Here is a 15989-nt window from a genome sequence, read left to right as displayed (position 1 = left end):
ATAAGAGTGTCATCATACCAAAACACGATCGAACTCGACTCATCAATTGATATTTCACTCTTCATCATCTAACTCGATCCCCGCTTGACGCAGTTTTTCGGCCAATTTTTCAGCGCGGAGTCTTTCGCGATCTGCTCGTTGACGTTCTTGTTCTGTTCGCTTGGCTAATAACTGAAGTCCGCTAAAGAGGACTGAGAAGAAGGCTTTTAAACTCATTAGTCCTCATAGCGAGGACTTTAGCTTTGAGGCAGGGAATTCATTCCCTGCCGGACTTAATATGCAGCTATGATCTTCTGCTGTAGCTCGTTTTTCATTGCTAGTAGTTCCGATTGGGCGATCGCACTTTGTTCACCGCTCGCCAACCACTTCAATTGTACCGTCTCGTTTTCAGCTTCGGCATCTCCCAAAACTAAACACGCAACTGCACCGCTTCTGTCGGCTCTTTTAAACTGTTTCTTGAAAGGACTAGCACTCAAATCTATTTCTACGCTAAACCCGGCACTTCGCAATTTTTGAGCTAACAATACCGATTGCTGTTCTGCTTTTTCGCCCCTGGATACCAAATAAAAATCTAACTTCGGCGCGGGCAAAGGTTGCAACTTTTGCAGCAGGATAATCAACCTTTCGATACCCATTGCCCAACCGACTGCCGCCGTATCTGGGCCGCCCAATTCCTTTACTAAACCGTCGTAGCGGCCGCCTCCGCAAACTGTTGCTTGCGCTCCCAAATCGTCGGAGATAATTTCAAATGCGGTGTAGGTATAGTAATCTAAACCGCGCACTAATCTGGGATTTAACTGATAGCTAATTCCTAAATTTTTGAGCATAAGCTGCACTTGCTCGAAGTGATCTCGCGATTCCTCTCCCAAATAGTCCAAAATACTCGGCGCACCAGCTACAATTTCTTGAGTGCGCGGATTTTTGCTGTCCAATATCCGCAGCGGATTGCGAGTCAAGCGATCTTGAGAATCCGCGTCTAATTTGTCTTTGTACGGTGTAAAATAATCGATCAAAGCTTGTCGGTAATTTTGTCTGTCTTGCTTATTTCCGACAGAATTAATATCGAGGCGCAAATTTTTTAAACCGAGGGTTTGCAGGATGTCGCAGGCGATCGCAATTACTTCGACATCCGCACGAGGATTCGCACTCCCCAACACTTCCACGCCAATTTGATTGAACTGCCGCTGTCTTCCTTCTTGCGTGTGTTCGTAGCGAAACATCGGTCCCGCATACCACAGACGCTGCACGTCTCCCGCCGCGTACAAACTGTTTTGAATAAAAGCTCGGACTACTCCGGCGGTGCCTTCTGGACGCAAAGTTGTCGCTCGATCGCCCTTATCCTTAAAAGTGTACATTTCTTTGCCCACGACATCGGTAGCTTCTCCGATGCCGCGTTCAAATAAAGATGTCTGTTCAAAAATTGGCGTCCGAATTTCTCGATAAGCCGCTTTTTTCAAAATTGTTCTAGCGACTTCTTCTATATTTTGCCAATATTGAATTTCAGCGGGCAAAATATCCCGCGTTCCCGGTAAAGTTTTAATTGCACTCATTTTGTTAGTCAGTAGTCAGTAGTTAGTAGTCATTAATCATTAGTTATTAATCATTAGTTATTAGTTAACCGTCAACAGTCAACAGTTAACAGTCAACAGTCAACAGCTAACAATTCCCAATAACTAATGACTTAATAATTCCCACGCTCCGTAACGATCGCCATAATAAGCCAAAATGCGATCGACCCGCTCGCGACCTGCCAAATCGAACCCTTCAGGATACTGTATCCACAAACCCCCAATTTGGCTGTCCCTGTAATCAAACCGCTGCGACTGCTGCGGGATTAAACCGGTTTGCACCCCTTCAACTTGACGCAAATGGACCGCCACTTCGCGATACACCGCCAGCGGCAATCCAGGGGATTGAATGTGATAGCGGAGTTGTTTTTCTTGTGCCGTTTGCATCATTTCTTTGCCTGTCCCAACCAAAATCCCTACTTAAGATACTTCTTTATCGATCGGCCGCGGTAGAGGACAGCAGTTAATATTGTCCAAACATACCTTTCCCCACTGCAACGCCCAGCGTACAAGGGTAACTCGATTGTCAGCGCGCGTCTTGTTCAAGATATTGCTAATGTGGTTGTCAACTGTACGCTTGCTAATCTCTAACTTTTCGGCGATTTTCTCATTAGTCAATCCCGCCGCTACTAACTCTACCACTTGCAATTCTCTGTCCGACAGGGTGACAGGGGTTCCAGAGACAATCCCACTCATAAATTTTTCCTATGTCTGCATATTTACCTATCTACAATTCTAGAGGATGAGGGATGAAGTATGAAGAGCAAATTAAATTTGCTGTGCTACTCTTTCGGGTCCGAAGCACCAACTCGCTTGTAGAATCGCAAAAAGTGCAAACTCAGCGCTGACACAGCATGACGCACAGCCACTTGCACTGGTTGTGCGTCGGGTGGCGGATGCTGCCTTTACCTACGCCTATCTGACATCCGGGCCCAACCTGCAGATGTTTGCGCGTAAAACAACTAACTTATAAGCCCGCACTATATTTCAGCCGTTAGGGAGTAACTGCCAATATCAGTACGTCTGATATTATAGGATCAGCCATAAAAAAATAGCTGGCAATTTTTCTGGGATGGGTTAAAAATCATTATTGACCTGTCTACTGCTGGTCTAAAATCTCAAATCTCAAATCTCAAATTTCTATGACTTATCCTCGCGTTCTGTGTCTGGGTGAAGTTTTATTTGATTGTTTAGCAGACAAACCAGGAGTATCTCTCGAAGAGGTAGAATCTTGGACGGCATATCCCGGCGGTGCTCCTGCTAATGTTGCCTGTGCTTTGGCTAAATTGGGGACGGCGGCGGGCTTTATCGGTGCTGTAGGTGGGGATGAATTGGGGAATTCCCTAGTGCAGGTATTGCAAGAAGTAGGGGTTGATATTGCTGGAGTGCAGCGACATCCAAGTGCGCCGACGCGGCAAGTTTATGTCTTGCGGAATGAAGCGGGCGATCGATCTTTTGCCGGTTTTGGCGACTTTGATACTGCGGATTTTGCCGACACCCGCCTCCTTGCTGCACAACTACCCGAAGTGCTGTTTGAAAATGCCGAATATTTAGTGCTAGGCACTTTAGAATTAGCTTATCCTGAAAGTCGAGACGCGATCGTCCGAGCGATCGAACTAGCAGAACAGTACGACGTTAAAATTATACTTGACATCAATTGGCGTCCCGTATTTTGGCCAAATCCAGACGAAGCAAAAGCGCCCATTAGAAAAATATTAAAAAAAGTTGATTTTGTCAAGCTATCCGAGGAAGAAGCCGAATGGTTGTTTGACACTACCGACGCTGGAGCTATTACCTACCGCCTCGATTCCGTAGAAGGCGTTTTGGTGACTGCAGGCGAGAAAGGTTGCGCCTATTGTATCTCGGAAAATGAAGGAAAAATCCCCGCCTTTACAGTAGATGTTGAGGATACAACAGGTGCCGGCGACGGTTTTATGGCTGGTTTTGTCAGCCAATTGTGCAAGGTGGGAATTAAGAGTTTAGCCACTCCAGAAATAACCAAAAAAGTTGTAACTTATGCGAATGCGGTAGGTTCGATGACAGCGATGAAACCCGGTGCAATTGCGGCTCAACCAACCGCCGCTGAAGTAGAAGCTTTCTTGTATTTGTACAAAAATTAGCAGGCAAAACCTCTCCCCCCAAAACGGGGAGGGGGCTAAATTTGGTTCAGAAACCCGATTGCTAGGAAAAAAATAACTGTTATAGAAATTCGCGTTAAAAACCCTCTATAGCAATCCTGGCATCATTTGCATAATTATTGTAGGGGCAATCCCACGCCCGGTTGCCCGATAGATAGGGGGTCAGCACTCTTGGCACTACCCCTACAAATTTATCTGAATCATTTAGGATTGCTATATAAGACTTGGCGATTAAACTCGCTACTATACAAACTCTCGCCCTAGTTAAGAGGGAGTAAGAAATAAACTGGTATTTAAGCCCGATTTAGTATTATAGGTTTTATTGTGGGCAATTAACCGCACATCATATCATGTCCGGTCGATTACCCTGATTCCTGTAGGGGCGGGTTCACCAATAATATTTGCCAAAAACAGACAATCTCAAAAACCCGCCCCGGCAATTGTATTAGGGGCGATCGAGCGGACATGATATAATTTGGCGCACGATTAACTCTAGTGGCTGCGAAGCATCTATGATAATTGCATCTTGTGGTTCTTCGAGAGTATCTAACTGACTTAACAGCAAGTCTGCTTTCATGTAGTGATTTTCGCGACTTTTTAACCTTGTGGCTAATAGCTGAAAAGAACATTTTAGATAAACTATCTTCATGCGCTTTTGGTCTCGGTAGAGCATTTCGCGGTAAGATGTTTTTAAAGCAGAACAAGCCAAAACCACATTTTTATTTTCTAACAGCCACCTGTCTATTGCAGCTTGCAATTGTAATAGCCAAGGAAGGCGATCCGCATCTTCTAAAGGAATGCCCCGACTCATTTTATCGATATTAGCTGATGGGTGAAAATCGTCGGCATCGCTGAAATCCCAATTGAGAGATTGGGCCAGCAACTTGCCAACAGTAGTTTTGCCTGAACCGGAGACTCCCATCACGATTGTAATCATCACGTTTATTTACCGAATACTTGCAATTTTATCGAGTTGTGCGATCGACAAACCGGGTTTCTTAAATTGCCCCATGAATCATACAATTATCAACAATTCAACAAACCCAGTCTATTTCTAATTGTAGAGCAATTTTATTCCTGAGTTTGTCTAATGAATTCACAATAATTAACTTGGGTTCTTCCCTAACTTTGTGATGATAATTTTACTTATTGTTGCTGATTATCCGATCGCACTTGCAGCTAAAACATCACTGCTAACCGGCTGGTACATCGGGCCTTGGAAGGGGCGAAAGCCTTGCGGGCAATCGGCAGTCATCTTGCACAGCAAGCGGAACTGTAGCGGCGTTGGGGGTTGATTGAGACGATCGACTTCTACGCGAACCAATTCTGGATGCTGCGAAATAATTTCAAAAATATCATCCACAAGATAGCGCTGACAATAGCCGACAATCCAGTGATCTTTAGTACACAGAAGCAGACGGGAAGCGCGCGGATTTTGAAATTCGTGGGCTAAATACAAAAGTTCGCCCACTTGAAGCCGATGAATCCGTTCAATTGCCGACTTTGAAAGGTATCGCAGTCCATCTGCAAAAAAATGGATACAGTAACGTCCATTTTCATCTGGTTCGGGACAAGGGAACACCTCAAATTTATCAGTTGGCCGTTTACCTCCGCTGCGCGCCAATAAAGCAATTGGGTCATGTTCGTGTTCAGGGATATTCAACCACTGCACAAATTCAGGGTATTCAGGGCGCGATCGCGCCATCACTCGATTAGAAAACAACGCAAACAGTTTCTGTGAAGTGTAAACATTATTGAAATCCGGGAAAGATGGCAAAGGTTGAAACCCGCACTTAAGTTTAGCTTCTAGAACACCATTTGTATAATTGAACTGGTATTCTTTACCGTTAAATGTCAATCGACCAATCGGAAACCAAGAACCGCTGTCCGGGCTTTGCCAAGCTAAAAATAGTGTTTTCAAAGCAAATCTCCTGTCAATTCAAGTAGGGTGTTCACCTTATGTTTACTTTGAATTAAGAATATTTTTTTGCAATTCTTGCCGCGTTTTACCGTCGATTATCTCTTTGCCAACCTTGGGCTGGCTGGCATTAACTCGGACAAAATCGATATCATCTTTTTCGGTAAATTTGCGATCGCCATCGGAGTCTTTTCTAATTGTAACAAAAATCCCGTCGCTCTTTTTATCAAATACCCAACTCATTAACTGGGTATCGGGCGGAGTGATTGCCTGAAGCGATTTGCCTGCCAAGTTAGATAAATATCCAACGATCGCGTCTGCATCGTCAAGTTTGCCATCAGTATTTGTGTCGCTATCTATGATATGAAACAACAGCAATTGATTCTGAGGCTTGCTGGATACTTTTTTTGATGGATTTTGCTTCAGTTGATTTGTTTGTTCATTTTGATTGCTGGGATTTTCTGGATCTTTTTTAGGTAGCAAATATTCAAATTTTGATATTAACGCTTTTCTGTTTAATAAAATATTAGATTGTCCGCTACTTTTGTTATAAAAAATCATATTATAACCAATCATACCGCTGCCCCTTGAATCTCCATATAAACTTAATTTTGATGATATAGGATCGCGTCCCGATTCTTTTTCATCGCTAGATAAGATAACTGGAATCATAATATATTCTGATTCAGAGTCAACGATTAAATCGCCATAAGCAATCTGTGGCTGTGGCTTTTCTGCTTTCTTTTGTGCCCGAGTTACTGTCTTCGTTGCACTGCATGATAGGGTAATAGCAATTAGGGCAAATGTGGTAGCCACTTTACGGAAAATATTATGATCGATCATGACTTTTTAGATTTGACATCGATATTTATTTTCATTTTATTCTAACTAGCCGAGCGCTGTCACGTTCAGCGATCGGTAAATCCATCTAAAAAAACAGAATACCCAGATCCTCGACTTCTTTAAGAAGTGGAGGATCTAAGATTCTAAACATCGCTAACAACTTCTAACACAGGAATTCGCGCGGATCGGTGACATACCCAGTCAGCGCAGAAGCCGCCGCCGTGTAAGGCGAAGCTAGATAAACTTGCGCTTCTTTATTCCCCATGCGGCCGGGGAAATTCCGGTTAGTTGTAGATACACAAATTTCTGGTTCGTTCATCCGCCCAAAAGTATCTTTCGGGCCGCCCAAACAAGCGGCGCAAGAAGGCGCTGCGGGTTCGATGCAGCCAGCAGCTAAGAAGATTTCCGAAAGCGTTTGACCATCGTATTTTGTGACAAACAAATCTTCGTAAACTTTCTGAGTTGCTGGTACTAAATAAGTCGGAACTTTGACTTGATTTCCTTTCAGAATGCGGGCGGCATTCAGAAAGTCGGAGGTTTTGCCGCCGGTGCAGGAACCGATGTAAACTCGATCGATCTTGACATCGCGGCAGTTGCGCGCTAAGTCGCGGTTGTCGGGAGAGTGCGGTTTGGCGACGACTGGTTCTAATTGGGTGACATCGTAGGTGCGATCGCTATAAAATTTAGCATCCCCATCGCTGTAAAATGAATCGAAGGCTTTATCAGTCCGCGAAGTAACGTAATCAAACGTAGTTTTGTCCGGCGCAACCGTGCCGTTTTTACCGCCAGCTTCAATCACCATATTGCACAGCGTCATCCGTTCTTCCATCGTCAAACGCTCAACGGTATCGCCAGCAAATTCCATCGCCCGATAGTTAGCACCGGCAACACCAATATCACCAATAATTTGCAAAATCAGGTCTTTTGCTAGCAAATAATCTGGTAATTCACCGTTGAATATAAACCGCATGGTGGCCGGAACTTTGATTAACAGTTTACCGGTTCCCATGATAAAAGCCGCGTCTGTATTGCCGATACCGGTGGCGAATTGTCCGAAAGCGCCGGCATTGCAGGTGTGCGAATCTGTGCCGAACAGCACTTCCCCTGGTCTGGTGTGGCCTTCTTGTGCTAGGGCGATGTGGCAAACTCCTTTGTAGTCGGGATTTGCTTTGAAGTCCGATCGATCCGTGATGTCGTAAAAGTATTTTATCCCCTGTTCGGCGGCAAAATCGCGGAGAATATCGACGTTGCGGTTAGCGCGTTCGTCGTTGGTGAAAATGTAGTGGTCGGGAATGAGGACGATTTTGTCAGGGTTCCAGACTTTTGCATTCTCACCGAATTCGCGTTTGAAAACGCCGATGGTGCCGGGCCCGCAGACATCGTGGGTCATCAACACGTCTGTTTCTACCCAAATATTTTCTCCGGGCTCGACTTTAGTGCGGCCTGATGCTTTGGCTAATATTTTTTCGGTCAGAGTCATTCCCATAGTGCGATCGCTCTTTTTTATTAGATGCTACATAGTGTATTGTACGAAATATCGCCTGATGTTGAGAGGAAATTTATTATGAATATGAGCGTCTTCTCCTCAAAGTGGGAGTACGCCTGATTGTGAAGTTATTGTTCATCCGCAAAAAACTTATTTAGTCAAGCGCGATCGAACTATTAGTTTGAATGAAAGGTCAAGGAAAGTTTATTGCAGTATTAGTAGACTTATAAAATCCCACTTTTTCACTAGGATTAAAGGCTATAAAGATTTAGCTTCGCCAATCCCAAATACCGAACACCTTCCGGCGTCACGTCAAACCGACAAGGCAAAACCTCTACACCTTCACTTATAGCCTGTCTGAACAATTCTCCGTAAAGGCGATCGGCACTATCCCCCGGAGCAAAATCCGTACAATCTCCGCGATTAATAAAATACAGCATTACAGCCCTCGAACCCTGCCGCACCACTTCTATCAATTCTCTCAAATGTTTCTGTCCCCTCTCCGTCACTGTATCGGGAAATAAAGCCAACTCCTCTTTTACCCAAGTTGTATTTTTCACTTCCAGAAAAATCGGTTTTTCCTCACCTGTTAGCCAAAAATCCACTCTACTTTTTTTATCAGTGCCGTAAACAACCTCCGGTTGAATTAAACTGTAATTGCCCAACTGGGGAAACAATTTCAATTCCAAAGCCAATTTAACTACTCGATTTGGCAGCCCAGTATTAACTCCCACCCAAGTTGGCACAGTGTCGCAAACTTTAATTAATTCCCAAGTATAAGCTAACTTGCGTTTAGGATTGTCGCTGGGAGATACTAGCACTGGATTGCCCGGAATGTAAACACCTGTCATCGGGCCCGTATTCGGACAGTGCGCGGTAATGATTTCTCCCGAATCTAGTTCAATTTCGGCAAAAAATCGCTTGTACCGCTTGATGAGAATTCCGGGTAAAAGAGGGGGATATTTGTAAATTAAGTCAGTCATTCGATTTTAGGTTTTAGATTGTAGAGTGAGGCATCATAGCATGAAACGACGGTTTGTAGTTTAGCTAGGCTTACTTATTCATTCATTCTTTGTTTCATATCCTTCGCCGCTAAAGCATAACCTCCATCAGCACCGTCTATAAAATGCACTTGCTGGCCGTTGCGTTCAAACACCAGACAAGTCATCAACGCTCTGTCAGAAACGTGCAAACCGTAAACCAGCTTGCCTTCTCGGTAATTCCTTTCCAAGTACCCCGTCAATTTTTTTCGCCGCCACTCATTGCCAGAAATTACCATCCTCAACATATCATCAAATTTGCGGTAATCCGTAGCTGCGATCGCAATATCTTTATAAACTCCCCAATCTAACTCTTCTGTCTTAACCTTCAAATTCATTAGCAGCGAACCAAGCGCCGTCTCTAACTGGATTTTTGATAAATACATCTGGCGGTCTAACCAACTAGCATTGCTCGCCCTAACTAGAGTTTCTTTAATCAGCTTTGCGCTATTAAGTGTCAATTTAAGGTTTTTAGTGTCGATAGGATTTAAACTATTTTCCTTGCCGTAAATGTAGTTAATTTTTTTGATAATTTTTCTATATAATTGATGACTTTGCTGACCCAAATCTTCTCGCACCATTACCAGCAGCGTTACTATTTCCCCATACTTGCTGGGAATATCCTGCCACCGGCACTCCAATCCCGAAAAATCGGCTGTTGCAGAAATGCCATTATTTTTAATACTGTAAATATTACCAGGCGCTGGATCTTTAATAAGTTCAGTAGCACGAGTTAAGCCGCCGCCACTAAAAACAGCTTGGCTGTAATTTTCTGAAACTTTAAACTTAGCTATTTTAACCGGATAATTAGCTGCCACAACTTGAACCGGGACGGCCCCAACTCGCAAATCCATGTCAAATTGAGTCTTAGCCATTTGTTGAGTGGCCAGCAAAGCAATCTTAGCAGCGGGTAAAAGCGATGGCCCCATTAAAAGAGAAGCGCCGTCGCCACCAAACACAAACGGAATCTCAGTTTTGCCGGCGATATTCAAAACAGCAACGATTGAACAAGCCCCCAATAAGTTAACTTCTTTGTATTTTCCAGCTTCAATCGCTTTTGTAGAACCGCGAATATCTGTGACAACAATGTACCAATCATCAGGTACGTCAACAAAATTACCCAGATCGGTAATCTTGATAAAATTGTCCAGTAAAGGTAATTGGGAATAGAAGTTTTCGGAATTCATGTTATCATTCTCCCGATTCGCGATTAAAATAAGTGAATCCTTTTAGCATTAGCGTTTGTAACCATTTGTGTCCCAATTACAGAAGCCCTCTCGTTCCCTCGCAGGGATTGCCGGCATTGTCGCACTCGCCACTCTAATTAGCAAAGTCTTTGGATTGGTGCGCCAAATTGCGATCGCCGCAGCCTTTGGAGTCGGTGTCGCCGTCGATGCCTACAACTACGCCTACGTCATCCCTGGTTTCTTATTTATTTTGCTGGGAGGGATTAACGGGCCATTTCACAGCGCCATAGTCAGTGTTTTAGCCCGCCGGGATAAAAAAGAAGCAGCACCCTTAGTCGAGACTATCACCACCTTAGTCGGCGGCTTGTTGCTGTTGGTGACGATCGCTTTAATTATTTTTGCCGATCCGCTGATAGATTTGGTGGCACCGGGATTAAATAGAACAGCAGAAGGTTTACAAATCAAAGCAATTGCCGTCCAGCAATTTCGGATTATGGCGCCGATGGCATTACTTTCAGGCTTAATCGGCATTGGTTTCGGCACTCTCAATGCCGCCGATATGTACTGGCTTCCTTCCATCAGCCCTTTATTTTCTAGCGTTGCACTTGTCGGCGGTTTGCTTTTCTTAGCCATGCAACTCGGAGACAAAATTATTCAGCCAGAATTCGCACTAATGGGCGGCTTAGTGTTAGCTTGGGGAACTTTAGTGGGCGCAGTTTTGCAGTGGTTGGTGCAACTGGTGGCGCAGTGGCGCGCCGGCTTGGGAACATTGCGTTTGCGGTTTAATTTTAAACGGCCGGGAGTGCAAGAAGTAATTAAGGTGATGGTTCCTGCGACCTTATCATCAGGAATGCTGCAAATTAATGTTTATACTGACCTATTTTTCGCATCCTACATCCCTCAAGCTGCCTCTGCGATGGGTTACAGCGGCTTGTTAGTTATGACGCCTTTAGGCATTATTTCTAATGTAATTTTAGTGCCATTTTTGCCGATATTTTCTCGCCTCACCGATCCGAGAGATTGGCCGGAATTAAAAGCTCGAATTCGTCAATCTTTAATTTTGACGGCCCTTACGATGCTGCCGCTGAGCGCTTTAATGGTAACGCTGGCTGGGCCGATCGTCCGCGTGGTTTACGAACGCTATGCTTTCGATCGAGAGGCCTCGCTGTTTGTCACGCCGATATTGATGGCTTACAGTATTGGAATGTTTGTGTATTTGGGACGCGACGTTTTGGTACGGGTATTTTACGCTTTGGGAGACGGAGAAACCCCTTTTCGCATCAGTATTATCAATATCTTTTTAAACGGTATTTTGGATTATTTGTTAGTAGGAGCCTTTGGCGCGCCCGGATTAGTTTTGGCGACGGTGGGAGTGAATCTTATTTCGATGATTATGCTTTTGTACTGTTTAAATAAAAAGCTGGGTGGCCTGCCTTGGGGGGAGTGGAGTTTGCCTTTTCTGGGGTTAACTTCTGGCAGTTGTCTAACTGCTTTCGTTACCTTGGCTACTCTGCAAGCGTGTCAAAGAGTTTTGGGTACTGAAGGTTTGGTAGTTCAATTAGTGCAGTTGAGTGTGGCAAGTTTTGTAGGGTTAGGGGTTTTTGCCCTGTTTGTCAGTCAGATGAAATTGCCGGAAGTTGATATGTTTGTCGATCGCATTCGGGGCCGTTTTCGCAAATAAATCTCCGAAATTGGCGACAGATTCAAGGAATCAACAAAAGTGCGAGATCCCTTAAGTACACAAAATACCAAAAAGGAATCTCGTCCTTAAATCCAAATCAACACTCCGAAGCGTCCATCCGCGTATATCCGCCACCATCTGCGGTCAAAAATTCCAGAGTAATTAACAAGGGCGATGTCTAGATTCTCAAGATATCGTCAAACTTAATGCTGTCTGGCAAAATAGCCAATAAAATTCCGCTAAAACAAATAAACCCTCATACCCACAGCCTCTGAGGGAGGTCTAAATTATGTCCACATGGAAAAGATCCGACTTTTCCGACTTTAAGATCCGACTTTTCCGACTTTACAGAGGCAGGGGATCGAAGCAATGATAGAGATAGGGGAAAGCCAACCCACGATGTCTAAATTGTAAAGATATCGTAAACCTGGATGTTGTGTTGCGAAAGGTTAAATAAAAATATCTTATAAAAAATATGTCTTTAGTATGATATATTAAATTTGCATCTATGTTAAACACATTCATTCCCACGCGAAGCCAGTGAGATCCCACTTCATATCAGGACTAGCCCGATCGGACTCTACTTTACTGGCTGCACTACTACGACAAAATCCCCGGTTTCACAGCGCTATGACTTCCCCTGTTGGGGGCGCAAGTAGATCGAATGCTGTCAGCCGTGACCCAAAACAATCAGTGTTCCGTGTTTATTTCCCCTGAACTAAAACCGACGCTGATTATGAGTATCTTTTCGGCTGACTACCAGCCACAAGCTGAAAAAGAAGTGATGGGGGACACCAATCGCCTGTGATGCAGCAAACTGTCATTAATCCTGGCACTATTTGCCGAAGCCAAAGTGATGTTCTGTATCAGAAACATCCCTTGAATTATGGACAGCATCGAGTTACTAATTCGCGGTAACGCCTTTGATGTTTCCAGGTTATTTAATCCTCCAGCGGAACGGGCTAACAATTTTACCGCCCGATTTATTTAAGCAAGAGAACTAATAAATTATTCAGTCCTCATAGCGAGCACTTAAGATTTGAGGCGGGGGTTTCAACCCCGCCCAGACTTGGATGTAAACAATATATAGATATTAAGGATGTCAGGAATTATGAACCTACCAATCGCGAACAAGCAAATTATTTTCATTGACTCCTCTGTACAAGATTATCAAAGCCTGATCCAAGGCGCAGATGCTAACGCCAAAATAGTCATTTTAGATGACAAGCGTAGTGGCATTGAACAAATTACCCACGCACTGGCGGGGGAAAGTGATATTGCGGCAGTTCACGTAGTTTCTCACGGTAGTTCCGGCACGCTAAATCTGGGTACAGATATCTTTAATAAAGAGCTGTTAGAAAAAAAACTCGAACACTTGCAACAGTGGGGAAAGGCTCTCTCTTCAAACGCCGATTTCCTTTTATATGGTTGCAATGTTGCAGCAGGCGCGATCGGACTTGCTTTCATTCATCGCATTGCCGAAATCACCCGCGCCAATGTCGCAGCTTCTAGCACAAAAATAGGGAACATCAGACTAGGAGGAAACTGGAACTTAGACGTACAAATCGGCAAAATTGCTGCTTGGCTACCATTCCAACCCGCCACATTGTCAGCTTACAGTGGCGTGTTAGCTACCTATACTGTTCTGCCAGGAGATGTCTCGAATACCGGTTCCGGTTTGAATGGAGGATTACTTTGGGCAATTAACCAAGCTAATAGCACAGCAGCAGATGATATTATTAACCTAGCTTCCGGCAGTACCTACACCCTAACAGCTCTGAACAATACAACCGGAGGCAATAATGGTTTACCAGTAATTTTAGCGACCACTAGCAGTGGCACATTAACCATTACTGGCAATGGAGCCACAATTACACGCAGCGGAGCAGCACCCAGTTTCCGCATCTTCAATGTTAACTCCAGCGGTAACTTAACCCTAGATAATCTTACTGTTAGTAATGGTCTAACTTCAGCAGGCGGTTCTGCCGGGGGACTATATCTTAATAGCGGTGCTATAGCAACAATAAATAATAGCACGTTTAGCAACAATCAAGGTTTATCTGATGGAGGTGCCATTTTTAATGGCAGTGGTCAATTAACTATTAATAATAGCACTTTTACAGCTAATTCAGCGCAAGCAAGCGGCGCAGCTATTACTATGAGTGGTGGCACCGCAAACATCAGCAATTCAACATTTTCTGCTAATACCGCCAAAAATGATGGGGGAGCTATCATCACCTATAGCGGAGGCAATACCACGATTGTCAACTCAACAATTACTAATAATACGGCTGATAGTGATGCCAACAACACAGGGAACGGTGGTGGAGTTCTTAATGTAGGTGGGAGTACAACGACAGTCAGAAATACCATTATTGCTGGAAATACTGATAGTTCTCCTACTATTAAAAACCCTGATGTAGCTGGTACATTCAGTGACGGGGGGGGGAATTTAATTGGTAATAATACAGGGAGCACCAGCTTTACAACGAGTACCAAAGTAGGCACAAGTGGAAGTCCCCTCAATGCTCTCTTAAATGCCCTAGCTAACAATGGTGGCCCTACTGCAACCCATTCTTTGCAAGCCGGTAGCCCCGCCCTGGATTCTGGTATTAATGCTAACGCCAGTAGTTTAACCTTAGATCAGCGCGGGACAGGTTACAGCCGAATCGTGAATAGTACAGTTGATATCGGTGCCTATGAAGATCAAACACCTGACACCACAGCGCCGACAGTCGCCAGTTTCACCCCCGCAGACAACGCCACCAGTGTTGCAGTTGCTGCTAATTTAGTTGTCACCTTGAGTGAAGCCGTACAAAAAGGCATCGGCAATATTGTCATCAAGAAAGTCTCCGACAACTCAGTTGTTGAAACTATCAACGTTACCTCCACCAATGTCACAGTTACTGGCAGTAGCGTCACCATTAATCCCACTATTGACTTAGTTAACGGTACTGGTTACTACGTTGAAATTGCCGCCGGTGCAATTAAAGACTTAGCAGGTAACAATTATGCCGGTACGACAGGTGCAGCTACTTGGAATTTCACCACCGTCGCTGACACCACAGCGCCGACAGCCGCCAGTTTCACCCCCGCAGACAACGCCACCAGTGTTGCAGTTGCTGCTAATTTAGTTGTCACCTTGAGTGAAGCCGTACAAAAAGGCATCGGCAATATTGTCATCAAGAAAGTCTCCGACAACTCAGTTGTTGAAACCATTGATGTCACCTCAGCCAATGTCACGGTTAGTGGCAGTACCGTCACCATTAATCCCACAGCAAATTTAGTTGAGGGTACAGATTACTACGTTGAAATTGCCGCTGGTGCAATTAAAGACTTAGCAGGTAACAATTATGCCGGCACTACAGGTGCAACTGCTTGGAATTTCAGCACCGTAGCTGACACCACACCACCGACAGCCGCCAGTTTCACCCCCGCAGACAACGCCACCAGTGTGGCTGTGGGTGCGAATTTAGTTGTCACCTTGAGTGAAGCCGTACAGAAAGGCACTGGCAATTTGGTTATCAAGAAAGCCTCGGATAACTCAATTGTTGAAACCATTGATGTCACCTCAGCCAATATCACAGTTACTGGCAGTAGCGTCACAGTTAATCCCACAGCAGATTTAGCGCCTGGTACTGATTATTACGTTGAAATTGCTGCCGGTGCAATTCAAGACTTAGCTGGCAACAATTATGCTGGAATTACAGGTGCAACTGCTTGGAATTTCACTACTGTTGACACCATCCCCCCTACCGCCACCACTTTGGTCCCCGCAGACAATGCCACCGCTGTTGCAGTTGCTGCGAATTTAGTCGTCACCTTGAGTGAATCTGTACAAAAAGGCACTGGCAACATTGTTATCAAGAAAGTCTCTGATAATTCAGTGGTGGAAACCATTGATGTTACCTCTGCCAATGTCACCGTTAGCGGCTCTACTGTTACTATTAATCCGACGGCAGATTTAGCGCCCGGTACTGATTACTATGTCGAAATCGCTGCCGGTGCAATTAAAGACTTAGCTGGTAATAATTATGCTGGCACTACAGGTGCAACTGCTTGGAATTTCACCACGGCTGCCGCACCAGATACTATCGCCCCTACCGCCACCACTTTGGTCCCGGCAGA

Annotated in this window: 14 protein-coding genes; 4 read left to right on the top strand and 10 right to left on the bottom strand. The window is 44.6% G+C overall.

Features of this window, described 5'->3' with window-relative positions:
- Positions 1 to 54: 54 nt before the first annotated feature.
- The 4 genes from QT992_RS13315 to QT992_RS13300 form a co-directional block, all read right to left on the bottom strand.
- Positions 55 to 216 (bottom strand): hypothetical protein, encoded by a 162-nt coding sequence (locus QT992_RS13315; protein WP_333317676.1) that lies wholly within the window; start codon positions 214 to 216, stop codon positions 55 to 57.
- A gap of 56 nt (positions 217 to 272) precedes the next feature.
- Positions 273 to 1550, bottom strand: coding sequence for a histidine--tRNA ligase (gene hisS / locus QT992_RS13310; protein WP_333317679.1), 1278 nt, complete (start codon positions 1548 to 1550; stop codon positions 273 to 275).
- A 123-nt stretch (positions 1551 to 1673) separates the two neighbouring features.
- Positions 1674 to 1955 (bottom strand): hypothetical protein, encoded by a 282-nt coding sequence (locus QT992_RS13305; protein WP_333317696.1) that lies wholly within the window; start codon positions 1953 to 1955, stop codon positions 1674 to 1676.
- A gap of 33 nt (positions 1956 to 1988) precedes the next feature.
- Complete coding sequence (locus QT992_RS13300; protein WP_006633901.1) at positions 1989 to 2264, bottom strand: photosynthetic electron transport-dependent transcriptional regulator PedR; 276 nt, start codon at positions 2262 to 2264, stop codon at positions 1989 to 1991.
- Positions 2265 to 2710: 446 nt separating this feature from the next.
- Between QT992_RS13300 and QT992_RS13295 the strand changes: the two genes are divergently transcribed.
- On the top strand, positions 2711 to 3688 hold the full coding sequence (locus tag QT992_RS13295; protein ID WP_333317681.1) for a carbohydrate kinase: 978 nt from the start codon (positions 2711 to 2713) through the stop codon (positions 3686 to 3688).
- Positions 3689 to 4151: 463 nt separating this feature from the next.
- Here the strand turns inward: QT992_RS13295 and QT992_RS13290 are convergent, their stop codons facing one another.
- The 6 genes from QT992_RS13290 to QT992_RS13265 form a co-directional block, all read right to left on the bottom strand.
- Entirely contained in the window at positions 4152 to 4643 is a 492-nt protein-coding gene (locus tag QT992_RS13290) for a gluconokinase (protein ID WP_333317698.1), read from the bottom strand.
- 222 nt (positions 4644 to 4865) lie between these two features.
- Entirely contained in the window at positions 4866 to 5627 is a 762-nt protein-coding gene (locus tag QT992_RS13285) for a DNA-binding protein (RefSeq protein ID WP_333317683.1), read from the bottom strand.
- Positions 5628 to 5669: 42 nt separating this feature from the next.
- On the bottom strand, positions 5670 to 6467 hold the full coding sequence (locus QT992_RS13280; protein ID WP_333317685.1) for a hypothetical protein: 798 nt from the start codon (positions 6465 to 6467) through the stop codon (positions 5670 to 5672).
- A gap of 163 nt (positions 6468 to 6630) precedes the next feature.
- Positions 6631 to 7953 (bottom strand): 3-isopropylmalate dehydratase large subunit, encoded by a 1323-nt coding sequence (locus QT992_RS13275; protein ID WP_333339460.1) that lies wholly within the window; start codon positions 7951 to 7953, stop codon positions 6631 to 6633.
- A gap of 251 nt (positions 7954 to 8204) precedes the next feature.
- The gene (gene sfsA / locus QT992_RS13270; RefSeq protein WP_333377087.1) at positions 8205 to 8936 is read right to left on the bottom strand and encodes a DNA/RNA nuclease SfsA; all 732 of its coding nucleotides are present in this window, start codon (positions 8934 to 8936) and stop codon (positions 8205 to 8207) included.
- A 74-nt stretch (positions 8937 to 9010) separates the two neighbouring features.
- Positions 9011 to 10180: a DUF3095 domain-containing protein gene (locus QT992_RS13265; RefSeq protein ID WP_333377085.1), complete on the bottom strand. Its 1170-nt coding sequence runs from the start codon at positions 10178 to 10180 to the stop codon at positions 9011 to 9013.
- Positions 10181 to 10247: 67 nt separating this feature from the next.
- Here QT992_RS13265 and murJ point away from each other — a divergent pair, with 67 nt between their 5' ends.
- The 3 genes from murJ to QT992_RS13250 all read left to right on the top strand — a co-directional run.
- Entirely contained in the window at positions 10248 to 11861 is a 1614-nt protein-coding gene (murJ, locus tag QT992_RS13260; protein WP_333339452.1) for a murein biosynthesis integral membrane protein MurJ, read from the top strand.
- Between the two features lie 664 nt (positions 11862 to 12525).
- A complete protein-coding gene (locus QT992_RS13255; RefSeq protein WP_333317692.1) occupies positions 12526 to 12669 on the top strand; it encodes a hypothetical protein in 144 nt (47 codons plus the stop codon).
- Between the two features lie 303 nt (positions 12670 to 12972).
- Positions 12973 to 15989 (top strand): Ig-like domain-containing protein (locus tag QT992_RS13250; RefSeq protein WP_333377082.1); only part of this gene is annotated, 3017 nt, incomplete at its 3' end.

Source organism: Microcoleus sp. T3_D1, from assembly GCF_036700405.1.
GTDB lineage: Bacteria > Cyanobacteriota > Cyanobacteriia > Cyanobacteriales > Microcoleaceae > Microcoleus.
This window is presented reverse-complemented; position numbering and strand designations above follow the sequence as displayed.